Source organism: Corallococcus exercitus (assembly GCF_042231735.1).
In the GTDB taxonomy this organism is placed as follows: domain Bacteria; phylum Myxococcota; class Myxococcia; order Myxococcales; family Myxococcaceae; genus Corallococcus; species Corallococcus exercitus_B.
Window position 1 is genome coordinate 975,202 of sequence record NZ_CP102577.1, and the last position, 16,594, is coordinate 991,795.

Genomic DNA, 16,594 nt, shown 5'->3' on the forward strand with positions numbered 1-16,594 from the left:
ACCGGGCTCATCTTCAGCAGCCGCTCGACGCCGCGGCCGGATCCTGCAGGCCCTTGAGGGGGGGTCACGAAGGCTCCCGGGAGATAGACGACGTGGCCGCGTCCGCGCCAATGGGGAACAAAGCGACGGCTCGGCATGGACTTGAGATCTAGTCCAGCCGAGCCGCTCTGACAAACCGCGAAGGTTTGAATGCTTACTTGAAGAAGGCGCCCACGATGCTGGACACCGTGGAGACCGCGGCGCCCACCTGGCTGACCACCGGGATGTTGGTGGCCGCGGCGATGGAGCCCACCGCGGTGATGACCGACGTCACCTTCTTGCCGACGCCCGCGTTCTTGTCCATCAGCGTCGCGCCCGCGTTGGCCACGTCCACCGCGGCGATGGCCACGTTGACGCCCGGAGCGAACCGGCCCAGCGCCTTGGCGGCGGTGCCCGCGGCGGCCTTCGCACCCTGCTTGAGGGCGGCCTCACCGGCCTCGCGGCCCACCGTGGACAGCGCGGCCTTGGCGGCGGAGCGCGTCCCGCTGCCCAGGATGCCCTTGGCCAGCGTGCCACCCGCCTTCGCGGCGTCGCCCGCGGCGGAGGTGACGGCGCGGCTCACGTTCTTCAGCGACGCGCCCTCCATGATGCCCTTGGTGGCGGCGCCCTTGACGGCCTTGAGCACGTCATCGCTGGCGTTGGGGAGCGCCTTCTTGAAGGTGTCGAAGGCCGCCTTGCCGGCGTCCAGCTTGCCCTTGAAGATGCTGCCGCCCAGCACGCCGCCCATCACCTTGCTGCCGACGATGCCGCCCGTCGCGGCGTTGATGGTGGACCTGGCCGCGTCCAGGGAGGAGCGCGTGGCGGTGATGATGTCGTCCTTGCTGCCGGAGCGGATGGCCTGGCGGACGTCCTTGAAGGCCGTGGCGCCCGCGGCCACCGCGCCGGGGATGCCCGCGTAGCGCATGGCGGCGCCCATCTGCGCGCCGAACTTGGTCAGCCCCTTGAAGCCCTGGGAGAAGGTGGGGTTGCGGACGAAGTCCAGGTTCGTCTTCCCGAGGATGCCCTGGGCGCCGTCCTTGATGTTCTTGATCTGCTGGAAGGCGTCCTTGCTGAAGTTGATCGCCTTGGAAGCCTGGGTCGCGACCGCGATGCCGCCCTTCACGAGCTGCTTGTTGGCCTCGAAGGTCTGCTGGACGTTGGTGCGGACGGCGTTGAAGGTGCGCTTGATGTCGGGGAAACCCATGGTGGGCCTCGTAGGTTTGGAAGGGAGGAACTTGAACGGATTATCGGACGCGGAGCGCCCGAGTTGCTTGAGACCGTTCTTCCAGGATGACACGCGCGGGGCAGGAGCATCAAAGCGCCAGATGCCCGGAATCATTGCACTTTTTTTCAGGCCGCCTGCCTGGCCGGGTAGTTCAAGACCCCCTCGTCGAACCGCGCGGTCCGCGGCGAGTAAAGGTGACAACACGCCCGCCCGGCGATTCTTGACTGCATCACTTTCACACGGGAAACGTGCGCGCCCCTCTCCTGAAAGGTCCCGCGTGTCCGTCTTCTCCGCCGCCCCTCTCGCCACCCTGGGGTTGCTGCTGCTCGCCGCGCCCCAGGCCCGCGCCCAGGCGACCGAGCCCGAAAAGCCCCCGGAGCCCCCCAGCGTCCAGCTCTCCGAGGAGGGCTACACCTTCTCCACCGCCGACAAGGCCTTCGTGCTGAAGGTCCGCGGACAGCTCCAGGGGGACGGCCGCTTCTACTTGGCGGACTCGGACCGGAGCGGCACCAACACGTTCCTCATCCGGCGCCTGCGCCCCTTCCTGGACGGGACGCTGTTCGGCTTCGTGGACTTCCGGCTGATGCCGGACTTCGGCGTCATGCAGCCGCTCATCCAGGACGCGTATATCGACCTGCGCCCCGTCGAGTGGCTCCGCCTGCGCGCCGGCCGCTTCAAGACGCCCTTCGGGCTGGAGCTGCTCCAGGCCAACACGGACGTCCCGTTCATCGAACGCTCGCTCACCTTTGACCTGGTCCCCGTGCGCGACGCGGGTCTGCAGCTGCACGGCGACATCGCCGGGGGGCGCCTCCACTATGCGTTCGCGGTGGTCAACGGCGCTCCCGACGGCGCCAGCATCGACGTCAACACCGACGACAGCTTCGACCTGGTGGCGCGCGTCTTCGCCCAGCCCTTCAAGGGCGACACGTCCTCCGCGCTCCAGGGACTGGGCGTGGGCGTCGCCGTCTCCCGGGGGTTCCAGTTCGGCACGCCCTCCACCACCGCCGCCAACACCGGCCTGGTGCCTCAGCGCAGCACCGGCCAGGAGATCATCTTCAGCTTCCTGAACAACGGGACCACCGGCCCGACCGCCATCGCGAACGGAGAGCACGTGCGCCTCTCGCCCCAGGGCCACTTCTACTGGGGCCCGGTGGGGCTCCTCGCGGAGTACGTCCTGTCGTCCCACGAGGTGAGCGTCGGTGACCAGCGCGCGCGCCTGCGTCACCACGCGTGGCAGGCGTATGCGTCGTATGTGCTGGGCGGGGACGCGTCCTTCACGGGCCCCAAGCCCCACCGCCCCTTCGACCCCAAGACGGGCAAGGGCGGGGCGCTGGAGCTCTCCGTGCGCTACCAGGGCCTGGACATGGACGATGACGCGTTCCCCGTCTTCGCGGATCCCACCCGCTCCGTGAGCCAGGCCCGGGGCTTCGGCGTCGCGACCCTCTTCGCCTTCAACCGGCGCGTGCGCGTCGCGTTGAACTACCACCATACGGACTTCGTGGGCGGGGCTCCGGAAGGTGACAGGGAGGCCGAGAACGTCGTGCTGTCCCGCTTCCAGGTCGCGTTCTGAGACACGGGCAAGGCCGCTGACGCGCGTCCCAGGGCGCGTCAGCGACGTTGACGTTGCGCACGTTGCTCGCGTGGGTGGGCGAAGGGCTGGCGCCGGAACGCCGCCGGGCCCGTGCCCTGCCAACGTTTGAACGCGCGGCTGAACGCGGGAACGCTCTCGTACCCCACGCGGCCCGCGATGGTCTCCACCTTCTCGGTGGTGTCGCGAAGCAGCTCCGCGGCCCTCGCGATCCGCCAGCGCGCGAGGTACTGGAGCGGGGACTCGCCCACGAGCTCCGTGAAGCGCGCCGCGAACCCCGAGCGCGACATGCCCACGCGTCTCGCGAGCATGTCGACGGTCCAGGGATCGGCGACGCGGGCGTGCATGAGGCTCAGCGTCTCGTAGACCCGTGGGTCGGCGACGGCGGGGATGGCGCCGCGCTGACACGGGCCATCCCCTACCGTCGAGCGGAGGGCGAGCACGAACAGCACGTCGGCCAGACGCTGGAGCACGATGTTGCTCGCCGGCAGGGGCGACGCGCTCTCGGCGAGAATGAACTGGACCGCGGCGGAGATCATTGGCCCCGAGGCCGGGTCGCTCGCTGACAGGACGACGAGCGGCGGCACCCCCTGAAGGAGCACCGGCCCGCGTCCGTCGCTCAGCTCGAAGAAGCCCGCGACAATGGAGGTGGCCGCGCCGCGCCCCCCGATGCGCCGGGGGACCCAGCCGGGAGAGTAGGGGCCGTCGCAGACCGGGAGCAGGTCGCTGTCCGCCGAATCGCGCAGCGCGTGGGCCGTGCCGTGGGGGACGAACCCGACCTCTCCAGCCGCCAGGACGCGCGCCCGCGCTCCCTCGACTTCGAGCCGCGCGCTGCCATGCGCGACCAGGTAGAAGCTCGCGCGATTCCGGCGGGGAATGCGAAGCCCCCACGGTGCGCGCGCTTCGATGGGGTTGTAGAGCGCGTGCCGGATCAACGAGGCGCCGAGCACGTCGGCGACCGCGTCACCGCGGGGATCTCGAAGCTCCAACGGCGTTGGCTTTTCAGCTAACTGTTTTGGAGTCTTGCGCATGGATCGTCCATAGCGCAGCCGGTATCCCAGGACCAGTTCACCCATTGGGAGAGCGGTCCCATGAGCAAGCCAATCATTCGAGCTGAAGCCGGGGCCTTCGGTGCACCCGCGCCGGTGGTGTCGGTGAGTCCGGTCGTTCTGTCAGCGCCGGGGCGTGGCGCGGAGCTGGAAGTGCGGGTCTCCGCGCCCGTGACGGGAAGCGGTTTGCCCATCATCGTCTTCGCGCACGGATATGGGTCGTCGTCGGACGGCTATCTTCCCCTCGCACACCATTGGGCGGCTCGTGGCTTCGTCGTGGTCCAGCCCACCTTCCTCGATTCGAGGACGTTCGGCCTTGGACCGGACGATCCGCGGACCCCGTCGATCTGGAAACTCCGCATCGAAGATGTCACGCGCGTCCTCGATCACCTGGATGTCATTGAGGCATCCGTCCCGGGACTCACGGGTCGCGTCGATCGCAGTCGGGTCGCAGCGGTTGGGCACTCGTTCGGGGCTCAGACGGTGGGGATGCTGCTCGGCGCCAGGATGAGGGGCCCCGATGGCGGATTGGGGGATGACCTGTCCGATCCTCGGATCAAGGTCGGCGTGTTGCTTTGCGCGGGTGGCCGAGGGGGCGACGCGCTGAGCCCGCTCGCGCGCGAGCATTTTCCGTATCTGGATCAGGTGTATTCCGAGATGACCACTCCGACCCTCGTCGTCGCGGGCGATCGGGACGCGTCTCCGTTGACCATCCTCGGTCCGGAATGGTTCACGGACGCGTACACCTTGAGCCCGGGCCCCAAGTCGCTCCTGACGCTGTTTGGAGCCGAGCACATGCTCGGTGGGATCTCCGGGTATCTCGTGACGGAAACGACCGACGAGAATCCCGCGAGGGTCGCAGCCGTCCAGCGGCTCACGTGGGCATACCTCCGCACGGCGTTCTACCCAGACGATCGTGCCTGGCCCGTGGCGTGCGAGGAGTTGATGACGAGCCCGAATCCGCAGGGACGGGTTGAAAGCAAGTGAGCAGGGCGGTGGGGGTTCCTGTGCCCATGGGACACCGAGCAGCGAGCCGCCACTCCGTGTCCCACGGGGCCTGGTTCACGCGCGGCCGCGCGTGTCAGTCGTCCTCTTCCTCTGTGTCAGGGGAGCACGGCAGGTTGGCATCCCCGTCGTAATGGTCGAACGTGCCCACGAAGTGCGCACCCTCGCGCGGCCAGGTCGTCGCGGTGGGGCCTGCGCCCGCGTAGGTGAACGCGTCGAAGCTTCCGCAGGTGTTCCAGGGGAGCAGGAACGGAACCTCGAGCGTCTGGTTCGGGCTCAGATCCACCGTCTGCGAGAGCATGGTCGACGTCCCGACGTAGCCACCCGTGCCGTAGTGCGTCTCCACGACCCTGACCACGACCCGCTGCTGGTAGTCCGAGGTGTTGGTGGTCACGGCATTGCGCCAGCTCGGCTGGTTCCAGATCCGGTCGACGTCCACGACGGACGGCACATACGCCGGGTTCTTCCAGCCGCAGAGGCCCGTCGTGTTGACCCGGCTGATCTGCTGCGTCACGCCGGTGGAGGACACCGTGTAGACGAAGACCGAAACCGGATCGACCTTCTGCAGCCCGTCCGAAGCGAAGACATACGAGATGTCGGCCGTCTGGCCGGGCAGGAACACCTTGGTGGCGCCCGGGATGCTGACGAGCTGCACACTGCCGTCCGCCTGCGTCACCCGGAACTTGGGCTCGACCGTGAGCTGGCCGCCGGCCGGAACCGCGGTGCTCACGGTGCCACTGATGGACAGTGTGCCGAAGTCGTTCACGGCGTCCGTCTGGACGCAGCTGGCCGCCGCGTCCGTGACGACCGGCGTGGCGGGAGCCGTGACGTTCGGGTTGGTGGCGATCACCGCGGCCGAAGCGGGAGCTGCCGAGAGGACACCGCCCACGAGAAAGGACACGCGGGCGAGGGTGGCGGTGAAGGCACGTCGATGGTTCAAGCGGAACACCTTTGGACTCCGTTCTTCCCTGGCGGGAAGTGGATGGGCTGTGTCCGCGTGCGCGGACAACGCGCCGCAAGTACCACGACGCTTGTGTGACAAACAAAGCAGGCCGCGCCGACCGCTGTCCGAGGGAGCGCGCCTTCACGCGGTGCTTCAGCCCATGTGACGGACCGTCCTATTGACCGCGCCTTCACCCGAGCGCGCGCAGCGTCTCCGCCGCCCGGCGCAGGTCCTCCCCTCCACCGTCACCGTGAATCACCTCACCGGGTCCGTGATGGAGCTGCTGGAGGGCAAGAGGCGTTCGCATCCTTCCAGTTCGGCGGCACGGACATCGTCGTGCTCATCGAGGCGGCGTGCGGCGTCGGCCTGATGGCACGGCCCAACGTGCACGACAACCCGGGCAGCTGGACGGGGCAGGTCTTCCCCCTGAGCCACCGGCCCCGAAGCCGGGGACGTCCGTCCGGTGTCCCCGGCTTGAGCCTGCCAGGCCCTCTCCACCAGCACATCCCAAAGGGCATGCGCCAACACACGCGCGAGACCCGGGCCCGGTATCCGCCAACACCCAATCTCTCTATCCATCCGCCTCACGCGGCAGGCCGGGATGCTCCGCGCCCGCCGTTTCACCCGCAGCACCCGTGAGGCCTCTTAAATGAGCCAGGAACAGTTCCACATGCAGGGACAGCAGATGATGGGCGAAGCCCTCAAGGCCCGCATCGCCGACGCCGTTCGCGAGCGCGTCGTGTCTGGACTGGAGGAGCGGATTGGCACGGAGATTCGTGAGCGCGTCGGCGACGCGGTCCGCAGCGCGATGAGCGAGCGCGCCATGGCCATGCCGCAGGGGGACGGCGGCAGGCAGCCGCTCGACGCGGACACCCTCGCCGAGGCCGTCCACCAGCGCCTCACCGACGTCATCCGCGAGCGCGTCATCAGCGGCGTGCACGAGCGGGCTCGCGAGGTGCTCCGGGATCGGCTGGGTGAGGCGCTGCGCGGCGCCCTGGCCGAGAACTGGATGAGCATCCAGCAGGCGGGCGGGCAGGTCGACCCCCACCGCATCGCCGAGCGCGTGCGCACCCGGCTTGAGGATGCTCTCCGCGACAGGCTCGGCTACGTCGTGCGCGAGCGCGTTCGCGACGCGCTGCGCGAGCGGCTGGGCGAGTCCCTGCGCGTCGCGATGTCGGAGCGGAGGATGGGGATGGAGGGCTTCGCGCCGGTGGACTCCGAGCGCATCGCCGACGCCATCCGCACCCGGCTTGCCGACACCGTGTCCGAGCGGATCCACACCGCCGTGCGTGAGCGCGTGCGCGAGGCGTTGAAGGAGCGTCTGGTGGAGACGCTGCGCTCCGCGCTGTCCGAGCGCAGGATGCAGGGCATCGATCCGGAGCGCATCGCCGACACCCTCCGCGACCGCATCGCGGACGGCATCCGCGAGCGCGTCCAGAGCGGCATGCGCGAGCGCGTGCGCGACGCGCTGCGCGAGCGGCTGGGCGACGAACTGCGCGCTCGGATGAGCGAGCGCACCCTGGGCTTCGCGGGTGGCCATCCGCAAGCCTTCGGCCAGATGGACCCGGAGCGCATCGCCGAGGCGCTCCGCGGGCGCCTCGTCGACACCCTGCACGAGCGGCTGTCCGACAACCTCCGCGAGCACCTGCATGAGGCGCTGCGGGAGCGGCTGGGTGACGCCATCCGCGAGTCGATGGGCTCGATGGGCCCCCCGATGCGCGGCGGCTTCGATGAGCAGTACATGGGCGGCTTCCAGCCGCAGGGCCCCGGCCAGGTCGACACCGAGAGCCTGGTGGCCGCCGTGCGCGAGCGCGTGGGCGAGGACCTCCGCGAGCGCATGACGGACATGGTCCGCGAGCGCGTCAGCGAGGCGGTGCGCAAGGAGCTGAGGAACAGCAGCGGAGCCCAGGCCCTGTCCTGACGAGCACCGCGTCCCGGGGCCGGGCAACCGCCCCGTGGATGCAGGGCCCGGACTTCCGCGCCGGCGGCGGTCCGGGCCTCCCTTTCTCCCGCGCGTCACCCTCCAGCGGCCCTTCTTGGCCTTCTTCACCCTCCCGCCGCGCCCAACAGGGCTCCCCGCCAGCCCCGGGCATCCCGACATGGGGCCGGACTCGAGCGGCGTTCGCGCTCAGGCAGAAGGGGCGCCGGGGGCACCGCGATGCCCGGCATGACCAGGTCCAAAGTCTGGGCCCCTGTGGTCAGCGAGTACGCGGCCAGGTGCGACGGCTGCGCGGGCGGAAGGGTGTCGTCATAGGTGCACGCCCACAGCGTGTCGTGCGCCGTGTCCACCGCCATCCCGTAGACGCCGAACGCGGGCCGGCCCGGCACGAAGACGCTCGCGCCCAGCTCCCCAGGCCGCGCGCGGGCGATAGCCCCCGTGCCGACGCTGCTGAAACCTCGCCACGCTGCTGGCGGAGGCAGGCGAGCTGGGGCGCGGACTGCCCCTTGGGTGCCGCTAGCATGCCTTTTGGTTATGCTGCGATCATGGAACTCAGACACGTGAGGTATTTCGCGGCGGTTGCCGAGCAGCTCAGCGTGACCCGCGCGGCGCAACTGCTTCATGTTTCTCAACCTGCGCTCAGTCGGCAAATCCGCGACTTGGAGGAGGAGCTCGGAGTCGATCTCCTCGAGCGATACCCCAATTCCATCGCTCTGACGGAAGCGGGCAAGGTGTTTCTCGCCGAATGCAAGGTCATCCTCCGTCGGGTCGAAGACGCCGTCGAGAAGGTGCGACGGAAATCGCCTTCGCATCGGTCCATCCTGAGGATCGGATTCGCCGCCACGCCGGCCGTGGAAATCCTGAAGCAAGCGATGCGGGTTTTCCACAAGCAGCATCCATCGATCCAGATCGAGCTAAAAGACCTGTCGAGCAACGGGATCGTCCGCGGCGTGAGGGATCTGAAGCTGGATCTCGGAATCACCATCGGCGTCGCCCCCCAGTCATTCGAGGGGCTGGCGATGAAAGAGCTCGGAAGCTACGGCGTCACCGTGGCTTTCCCCAAAGAGCACCGTTTCGCGAAGCTGAAGCAAGTGCCGTTGGCCGAAGTCGCGAAGGAAGGGCTGATCACCTTCACGAAGAGCGAGCACCCGGAGGCTCATTCGGCGATCCGGAAGATCCTCTCCGGGTTCACCGAGGAGCCGAACATCGTGATGGAGTGCGACGGGATCTCCAGTCTCTTCGCGGCCGTCGAGTCCGGCAAAGGCGTCGCGATCGGCTTCGAGACGATGGCTAAGCTCGCGGGCAGCCGGCTCAACTTCCGTCCGGTGCTGCCGTCCCCGCCCAGGCTGCCCGTCGTGGTGATCTACGATCAAGCCAAGCTGTCCTCGGCAGGGAACGACTTCCTGGCCATCCTGGCCGCCGTGAAGCTGAAGTCGCTTCGTCCGGCGGCGGGTCTGCTCATCGTCTGACGCCTCTCATCGGAACAGCTCGTGGGCGAGCTTCTCGGCCAACATGATCGTGGTCAGATTGGTAGGAACCGACGGGATCGCCGGAATGATCAACGAATCGATGACCCGTAGGCCTTCCACGGCCCGAACCTGTCCCCATCGATCCGCGACCGGGGTCGGATCGCTCTCCGCGCCCATCGGCGGGCCAGGACGGCCCCCGCCGACCCAGCGCCCACGATGATCACGTCCGCTCCGGCGGCTCCATGCGCTCTGTTCACGCTTTGGCCCATGGGTTTCAGCTCGTCATTTCGCGCCATAGTAGCCGCCGAAGTACTTGATCGGGGACCACGTCGGGATGATCTTCGGCAGTTCCGGAGCGAGTTTGCTGTATTTGCCCGCACCGAACACGACCTTCCCGTCCACGACGGTCATCACGGAAGTGATATGCTGGATCTCCTCTTCCGGCACCGAGAAGTAGTCGGTGCTCAGCAGCGCGAAGTCCGCTAGGTTGCCCGGCGCGATCCTCCCGCTCTCGTTCTCGGTCTTGGTGAACCACGCGGCACCCAAAGTATAGAGTTTGAGCGCCTCTTCCCGGCTCAGGCGGTTGTCCTTGGCCAGGATCTCCGAGCCCGACACCGACTTGCCGGTGACCATCCACTGGATAGCCACCCACGGGTTGTAAGAAGAAGCCCTGAATCCGTCGGTGGTCATGGCCAGCGGGATCCCGCTGTCGACGAGCTGACGCAAGCGAGGCGTCTGCAGGGCCACCTCGCGGCCGTGGGTCTTGATGAAGCCGTCTCCGTGGAGCGCCATCTTGTCGTCCAGCGCGATTCCGCCGCCCAGTTTCTTGATCCTTTCGATGTTTTTCGGGCTGATCGTTTCGGCGTGCTCAATGCTCCACCGCAGGCCGTCGAAAGGCGTTTTCTTGTTCAGCGCTTCCAGAGCATCCAGGAATGGAGAGATGTTCTCGTCGTAGCTGATATGCATCCGGAACGGGCTTCGCCGCTTCACCAGCTTGCCCACGTCCTCTTCGACGGTCTTTCGCATGAATTCCCGATCGATCACCACAGCCGGCCGGTCGAAGTTCTCATGGTCGTGGAGTTGGGCGTTCAGCACTTCTCCGTTGGTTTGGTATTCGTGACCATGCGCCAGGGTCGGGTGCGTGTTGTCCCCGGGGCTGGTCGGAGACTTCTTGGTGATGGCATCGATCTCGGCGTCCACCATCGAAGCGCCGGGCTCGACGAGCTGGAGATCCATGAAAGGGAAACGAACGTTCAAACGCTGATCCCTGATCAGGGCTTCGATGGGCTTGTGCCCTTCCGGGTAGGGGATGATGCTGCCGGACTCCAGCGCCGATACCACTCCGAACCGGTTCAAGTCGTTGATCGCGTAGGCGAGCGAGTTCACCTTCTCCGCGAAGGAAGGCAACGGGACCACCGCTTCGAGCGCCACGAAGGTCCAGGTGAACCCTCGCACGACGCCGGTGTACTTGCCTTGCATGTCTTTCTCGAATTCCGTGCCGGGCGGCATCTGGAGCTTGGGGGTTCCCACGCCGATCTCCTTCATCGCCAACTCGTTCAAGAACGCCTGGTTGTAGGCGTATTGAACGATGTACGGCCGGTCAGGTACCGCGGCGTTCAGCTCCTCCAAGGTCGGGAACCGGTTCTCCTTGAACTGATACGGCGACCAACCCCCGATCACCTTGACCCATTGGCCCTTGGGCGTTCTTTTGGCCTGTTCCTTCAACATCTCGAGGGCGCGGCTCAAGGTGGGAACCCCGTCCCACCTCACGTTGTAGTTGTAGTTGTTCTCATTCAGCACGTGGACGTGGGCATCATTGATGCCCGGGATCAGGCGATGCCCCTCCGCATCGATCAGTTTGGTTTTGCTGTTCTTGAGGGCGAGGATCTCGGCGTCGTCGCCCACTGCGTAGATCCGCCCTCTTTTGATCGCGACCGCGGAAGCCGCCGGCTGCGCTAGGTGCTGAGTGGTGATCTTCGCGTTGAAAACGATCAGATCGGCCCCGGGAGGAAGCTCGTCTCCACGCGCATGGAGGCCGACGAGCAACAGGTGCGAGAGAGCCAGGAGTCGGAGTGCAGACATGGAGTCCTTTTTCACGGCAGTGGGTTGCATTGGGAGGCCAGCAGAGGGCCAAGTGATCTGCCTTGGGTGAGAGTCTCGTACGGAAGAAAATCCCGGAACAATACTTGCTCGTAGGGACTAGCATGCCTATCGGGCATGCTGCGTGGGGACTGCCCTGGTCCGAGAACCGCGCCTGAATGTCTGCCTCGGTTCAGAGCTGTTCAGCCGCAGCGAGCGCGGGTCGAAGTTGGTCAACCCCACCGAAGTCCAGACGCCGTCCACGATCATCGTCTTGACGTGGTACATGGCTGGCTCCCTCAAGCGGGGGCAGAGCTCCCTCAAGCGGGGACAGAGCCGAAGCCGGAAGAGGCAAGTGAGCCGCCTTTAGCAGCGACGAGGCAGGAGCCGACCCAAGAGCGCACGCCGCGGCTTACTTGGGCCGGGTTGCTGCGCAGGAGCTTCGCGCTGGACGTGTTCGCCTGCGGCAGGTGTGGAGGCAGGCGCCGGGTGCTGGCGTATCTGACGGCTCCCGGTGGGGTGCGTGCCATCCTGAAGCACCTGGGACTGCCCACGCTGCCTGGGAGACTGGCTCCAGCACGGGGGCCACCCCAGAACGCGTGGTGTTGAGTCTGCAGCAGCAGTGGCCCGTCGCCTGCCGCCTCCTCATCCTTCTTATGCGCTCCGGATTTGGTCCAAATTTGGTCCTACAAGAACCGATTTGGTCCCGAAATATAAGCCCCGCTCTCTTCTTCAGAGGGAACTCGCATGAGAGCGGCGGGTTGCTCGGCGTGGAAGCGGCGGCATTCGAACCCGCATCAAGGCGGAAGCAAAACCCTAAGCAGGTCGCGCTGTTACCAGCTAACGCCTTGATCTCACACCGGATCTTTCCCCCGCTCCGTCCCGTCTCGTCCCATCTCGTCCCGTTCAATTCCCCGCTGGAGGGGCACACTGGGGGCACATGCTGCCTACCTGGATCAAGCCTCTCCCGGACGAGAGCATCTAGAGGTTCCTAACCTCCTGGGGCTCGCGAGCAGTATGTGGGAGTTTGGCAGTAGCGTGCGCCGTGGCAAGGTCGCGCTGGGCCGCCCGCCGAGGTGCGGCAGTTCGTGGCCCCGCCCCGCCGCCGAGCCCGCGCCCGAGCGGGCACTGCCCGCTCCTGACGAGGAGGAATCAGCCGAGGAGCCCCTGCCGCAGGCGTACGCTCAGGCACACTCGCTATCCACCCTCAAAAGCGCCCCCATCTTTTCTAGGCGTGGCGTTCCACCGGTGCTGCCAAAGGCGGTTGGCTTGCTCCTTCCGGCCCGATTCCACACCTCTGGAGAGGGTCGAGTACTGACGGACAATCAGCATGATTACGGCGATGAGACGCTTTTCAGAAAGCGCTCATGTGCTGGAAGCGCCGTGAGGTTAATTCCAGATTTATTTAGCCGCTCCATCTCTTCTTTTCGAAGATGAGTGATTATTAGCAGCTGACCTAACTTAACTTTCCTGGACAAACGCAGAAGCGCCTCACAAAAATTTACGCGGTGAATATCGTCAGGATTCTGCTGAAGTGGCTCATCCCACAAAAGCAACCCTGGGTGATGCCCTCCGTTGTTCAAGCTGGTCTGCCAGAGCGCGACGGAGAAGGCAGAAATGAGCCGGGCACGGTCGCTGCCTGAGCCTATTGAGCGAAGGCGACGGTGCTCAAGATATGGCGTGTAGTGTTCATCCAAGCGAACAGCCTTCACTGATGCCTTCGAAAGCTTTGCATATCCAAGATCAAGCAGCATTGATTTAAACGTACTAACGAATGCGGCTTCTTTGGCGGCGTCCTCTTCGGAACCTCCGCCCTCCAAGGCTCTTGAAAAAGCCGAGAAGATTTTGTTCCAGTCGTCGATCTGTTTTTGTAGGTCGAGCAGTTCGTTTGCTGCTTTCCGGTTCTTTTCAATAGCCCTCTCAATGTCAATGATCTGAATAGCAGTTCCAACGATAGCTTCGCGCTGAGGGCCTGCTGCCGAATTTATTAGTTCAAGACTTCTTTCCGCCGCGAAAAACTCTTGTTCGGCTCGCTCAAGCTCGCGAACTGTCCTTTCAACTTCAGTCCGCGTGGCCGCCAAGGATGTTTTCAGTGCGTCTCGATCCTTTTCGAGAGTGGTGATGTGCCGCTCGATTGTTTCTAACCCCTGATTATCGAGTTCCAATTCTTCGATATTCAGGTCGCGCAGGCATGTGGGGCACTCCGCATGCTGTGGAAAGCCGATGTTGTCCTGCTTTAAGCGTAGTAGGTCTTTGGCTGATGCAATTCGGCCGCCTGTTGTTTGAAACAATTCCTCTTGCGCAAGAAGTTGCTGCCGGAGAGTGTTGAGTGACTGCTTCTTCTTATGGATGGACTCCTTCAACTGGATCGCGCGTGACGATGCTGCCGCAACAGGTGCAGTTGTCTGGGAGGCAGTTTGATCTTTGTTGAGCGCACTCCGGAGTTGATCTGCCTTTAATGTGAGTTGCTTATGCTCTTCGGCAGGAGACCAATGGAAGCGCTCTCGCAGATAGTCGGAAAGCTTCAGAGATTTAAGCCGCTCTCCGATGGTTTCAAGTGAGAGTTTGGTAGGGAGTGTTTCGTCCCAGCCATTCGACCGAATGAATTCGTTCGTTCGTTCAAGTATGCGAATGGCGTCTTGTCTTATTTCCCCGCTTTGGGACTCTGACGATTGCTTGGCAAACCGCTGCTTCAACCGGGTGTCTAGCCCCAGAAGATACTCTACCGCCGCTTCGTTGATGGCGATTTGCCCATATCGATAAATCTGAAGACTTTGAAGATCGCTCCAACCCTCAGTCTGCTCAATGAAGAAAAGGGGTCCTAGGTTTTCAACGTAAATTGGGCTGGAAGCCCCTTTGTTGGTCATTACCTCTGCGAGAGGTAGCCCGGCCGTTTGGAACAGCCAATGTTGGAAGCCGGATGCCTCGCTGCTAAGACTCCCGAGACCAACCAGCAAATTCCGCTCAGGGCCAAAATTGGTGCCTGTGCGTTCAGCGACTGCAATGTAGTTCGTTTTGCCCCCAATTATAGAGCGTCGCAATCGGTAGGTTCTGCCTAAGTGGTTAGAGAACTCCACTTCGGCATGCGACTCGTCCACTCTAGAGGTCTGGTCTTCGTGAAGTTCTATGCGCTCGCGAACGCCAGATGAGAAAATGGCATTATCTCCGGGCCTTACCCCATACATGGGCTCAAGACCAAGGCACCAAGCAATCGATGTGGAGATAAGAGTTTTGCCATAGTCGTTTTCGCCGGTGATCACATGGATCCCAGGTTTAAGGTCTATATGGCCCCTGAAAGGTAGCCCTTCTGCGACCCCTCGTATGCTGACGCTTTTTATATGAATCATCCGACACCAAGCATCGACTGCGTAATCCGGAGTTCTTGAAGCTTACGAATTACGTCCCGCTCGCTCTGAAAAAGATTGTTTTTCTCTACTGCCCGCAGCAGTTGGATTAGAGGGTTTTGCTTGGTTGCCTTGAGGACAATGTTCTTGCCTGCCCGTTGTAGGGCCCCGGTAGTTACAAGGAAAGTTACCGATGCGGCTTGGGTGTCATCCGTAAGGAACCCTCGCGGGAGCAAAGGCCAGTTCTCTAAATCCAGAACCGCTCGTTGAGTTCTGTGTTCATGCCAAATACGAAAGTCCTTCAAAAGCGTTGGACGCACCGCGAGAAAGTGAGAAAATTTGAGGATAGAACTGTTGATCTGCCAGACTTGCTCATCCTGCTTTTGGGGAGTGCCTAACTCCTGGGTGGCGCACGAGATCACGCTGAAATTGTAAATTGCGTCATGAAAGAACGGGCGAGCAATCCGGCCTGGTATGATTTGGGGGCGCAACTTTGAGGCAGAAAGCAACTCCGAGAGTTCGTCGAAGGCATGAGCCATTACGACCTCCAGTCGATAGGGCACTCGCCAACGAGGCGCGCAGTAATTTGATTCGCCACGTTTTGCACCTCCTCTTGGGGGAATCGCAGTTCTTCTTTTAGGCGCACTGCGATTGCTTCGCGGAAGCCTGAGAGGATTTTGTTAAAATCTTCTGGTTCCGCTGTCATCGACTGCTCTAATGCCTTGTTTGCCTCAGCTTTTATGAGCTTTTCGTACTTTTTGTAGATATTTGGCGCAGTGTTGTTCAGGCCTTCGGCGATTTGGAGGCTCTCGCTCCAGTCTTCGAGGAGGCGTTTGCGTAGTTCGTCTACCCGATTCTTCTTTTGGGGGTAGGCATTGGCAAGAACCTGCATTTTTTCTTCGAAGGCACTCAGGTCCGGAGGGAGTTGCGTAGCCTGATTAGGCTTTTGATTTAGAATTTTTACGAGATCTGGTTGTTCGAGGCGTAGAAGTGCATGATCGTCTACTGCGTAGCAAGTGGCGATTTCTCGGGGCCCTTGAAATGTCAATGCGCAACTTTGAGCGACGTACGTTAGCTTGCTGAGCTTTTTGTACTCTTCGAATGTGGCATTTAGTAGGCCGATAATAGTGTTGTCTTCGAACCAGCTGCAGCAGAGGTTGATCTGAGTGATCTTCGTCCCTGGGCGTACAATACTTCCTAGTTTTTTGTTCTCTGCGTGGACGGGCTTGGTTCCCTTTTTGGCATTTGGCGGGAAGTCAAGTTCAAGTATGCGGCGAAGGTCCGAGTAGAACTTTGCTAGTACTTTATTTTTAATGTCAGTAGGCGAAGCACCTGCTCCTGAAATTTCGGGACCATAACAGCAATAGCCTATTGTATGATTGTGGGAGAGGCCATCAAGCCCGCCGTCTCCGCCTGGCTTGTCAGGAATGGACTGAAAGCCGAAGAAATTGCGTCCAAGCAACGTACACACCTCAAGTTGGAAGTCGTCTCCCTCAAGCGTGGCAAGGCGCCTTGCGTATTCGTCGCAGATCGGTCGATAAGCCAAGAGGGCCTCCGTGGCAGGCTCAATGAGGTTGGTGTACAGTCATGCCGCACAGTAGAGTATAGAACGGATAGCTCTTGTGAAGAAAGCATGCAGCGGGGGCGAGGAGCCCATGTGTGCGACGATCCGGCGCGTAGAGGAAGAGAAGTGCGGTTAGCTGCGAGCCAAGTACCGGGGGGGCGCTAATGCACACGCCATGCAGCCCTCGACAGGATGCTGCGCTGCCTCTCTACCGGCTTGGCACACACCAGGCGGCACCCATCAGTGGCTCTCCTCGGTTCCGGTGCCCTCGCCCGCCACCCTTAGAAGTCCGCATTCTTCCTGAGCGTTCCTGGAGTGCTCGCGCGCGTCGGACGGGGCAGCCGTGCTTGGTGCGGTGATCGAGTGTTCCC

At 63.4% G+C, this 16,594-nt stretch carries 13 protein-coding genes; 4 read left to right on the plus strand and 9 right to left on the minus strand.

Annotated features, from left to right (window positions below):
* Window positions 1-193 precede the first annotated feature (193 nt).
* Complete coding sequence (locus NR792_RS03620; RefSeq protein WP_375758664.1) at window positions 194-1,222, minus strand: hypothetical protein; 1,029 nt, start codon at window positions 1,220-1,222, stop codon at window positions 194-196.
* Between the two features lie 298 nt (window positions 1,223-1,520).
* On the opposite strand from NR792_RS03620, the gene NR792_RS03625 reads away from it, so the two are divergent.
* A complete protein-coding gene (locus tag NR792_RS03625) occupies window positions 1,521-2,813 on the plus strand; it encodes an OprO/OprP family phosphate-selective porin (RefSeq protein ID WP_375758665.1) in 1,293 nt (430 codons plus the stop codon).
* A gap of 38 nt (window positions 2,814-2,851) precedes the next feature.
* Here NR792_RS03625 and NR792_RS03630 read toward each other — a convergent pair whose 3' ends face one another.
* Window positions 2,852-3,820, minus strand: a complete 969-nt coding sequence (locus NR792_RS03630) for an AraC family transcriptional regulator (protein ID WP_375758666.1) — start codon at window positions 3,818-3,820, stop codon at window positions 2,852-2,854.
* 102 nt (window positions 3,821-3,922) lie between these two features.
* Here NR792_RS03630 and NR792_RS03635 point away from each other — a divergent pair, with 102 nt between their 5' ends.
* The gene (locus NR792_RS03635) at window positions 3,923-4,867 is read left to right on the plus strand and encodes an alpha/beta hydrolase family protein (RefSeq protein WP_375758667.1); all 945 of its coding nucleotides are present in this window, start codon (window positions 3,923-3,925) and stop codon (window positions 4,865-4,867) included.
* A gap of 94 nt (window positions 4,868-4,961) precedes the next feature.
* Here the strand turns inward: NR792_RS03635 and NR792_RS03640 are convergent, their stop codons facing one another.
* Window positions 4,962-5,825 (minus strand): hypothetical protein, encoded by an 864-nt coding sequence (locus NR792_RS03640; RefSeq protein ID WP_375758668.1) that lies wholly within the window; start codon window positions 5,823-5,825, stop codon window positions 4,962-4,964.
* Window positions 5,826-6,477: 652 nt separating this feature from the next.
* On the opposite strand from NR792_RS03640, the gene NR792_RS03645 reads away from it, so the two are divergent.
* Entirely contained in the window at window positions 6,478-7,749 is a 1,272-nt protein-coding gene (locus tag NR792_RS03645; RefSeq protein ID WP_375758669.1) for a hypothetical protein, read from the plus strand.
* A 125-nt stretch (window positions 7,750-7,874) separates the two neighbouring features.
* On the opposite strand, the gene NR792_RS03650 is transcribed toward NR792_RS03645, so the two are convergent.
* A complete protein-coding gene (locus NR792_RS03650) occupies window positions 7,875-8,156 on the minus strand; it encodes a hypothetical protein (protein WP_375758670.1) in 282 nt (93 codons plus the stop codon).
* A gap of 171 nt (window positions 8,157-8,327) precedes the next feature.
* Here NR792_RS03650 and NR792_RS03655 point away from each other — a divergent pair, with 171 nt between their 5' ends.
* Window positions 8,328-9,236, plus strand: coding sequence for a LysR family transcriptional regulator (locus NR792_RS03655; RefSeq protein WP_375758671.1), 909 nt, complete (start codon window positions 8,328-8,330; stop codon window positions 9,234-9,236).
* Between the two features lie 6 nt (window positions 9,237-9,242).
* On the opposite strand, the gene NR792_RS03660 is transcribed toward NR792_RS03655, so the two are convergent.
* The 5 genes from NR792_RS03660 to NR792_RS03680 form a co-directional block, all read right to left on the minus strand.
* Window positions 9,243-9,413 (minus strand): GMC oxidoreductase, encoded by a 171-nt coding sequence (locus tag NR792_RS03660; protein ID WP_375758672.1) that lies wholly within the window; start codon window positions 9,411-9,413, stop codon window positions 9,243-9,245.
* A gap of 105 nt (window positions 9,414-9,518) precedes the next feature.
* Complete coding sequence (locus NR792_RS03665; RefSeq protein ID WP_375758673.1) at window positions 9,519-11,318, minus strand: amidohydrolase; 1,800 nt, start codon at window positions 11,316-11,318, stop codon at window positions 9,519-9,521.
* Between the two features lie 1,331 nt (window positions 11,319-12,649).
* Window positions 12,650-14,662, minus strand: a complete 2,013-nt coding sequence (locus tag NR792_RS03670; protein WP_375758674.1) for an AAA family ATPase — start codon at window positions 14,660-14,662, stop codon at window positions 12,650-12,652.
* On the minus strand, window positions 14,659-15,198 hold the full coding sequence (locus NR792_RS03675; RefSeq protein ID WP_375758675.1) for a hypothetical protein: 540 nt from the start codon (window positions 15,196-15,198) through the stop codon (window positions 14,659-14,661). Before NR792_RS03675 ends, NR792_RS03670 begins: the two co-directional genes overlap by 4 nt.
* Complete coding sequence (locus tag NR792_RS03680; RefSeq protein ID WP_375758676.1) at window positions 15,198-16,205, minus strand: hypothetical protein; 1,008 nt, start codon at window positions 16,203-16,205, stop codon at window positions 15,198-15,200. The genes NR792_RS03675 and NR792_RS03680 overlap by 1 nt, the downstream gene beginning before the upstream one ends.
* Window positions 16,206-16,594 lie beyond the last annotated feature (389 nt).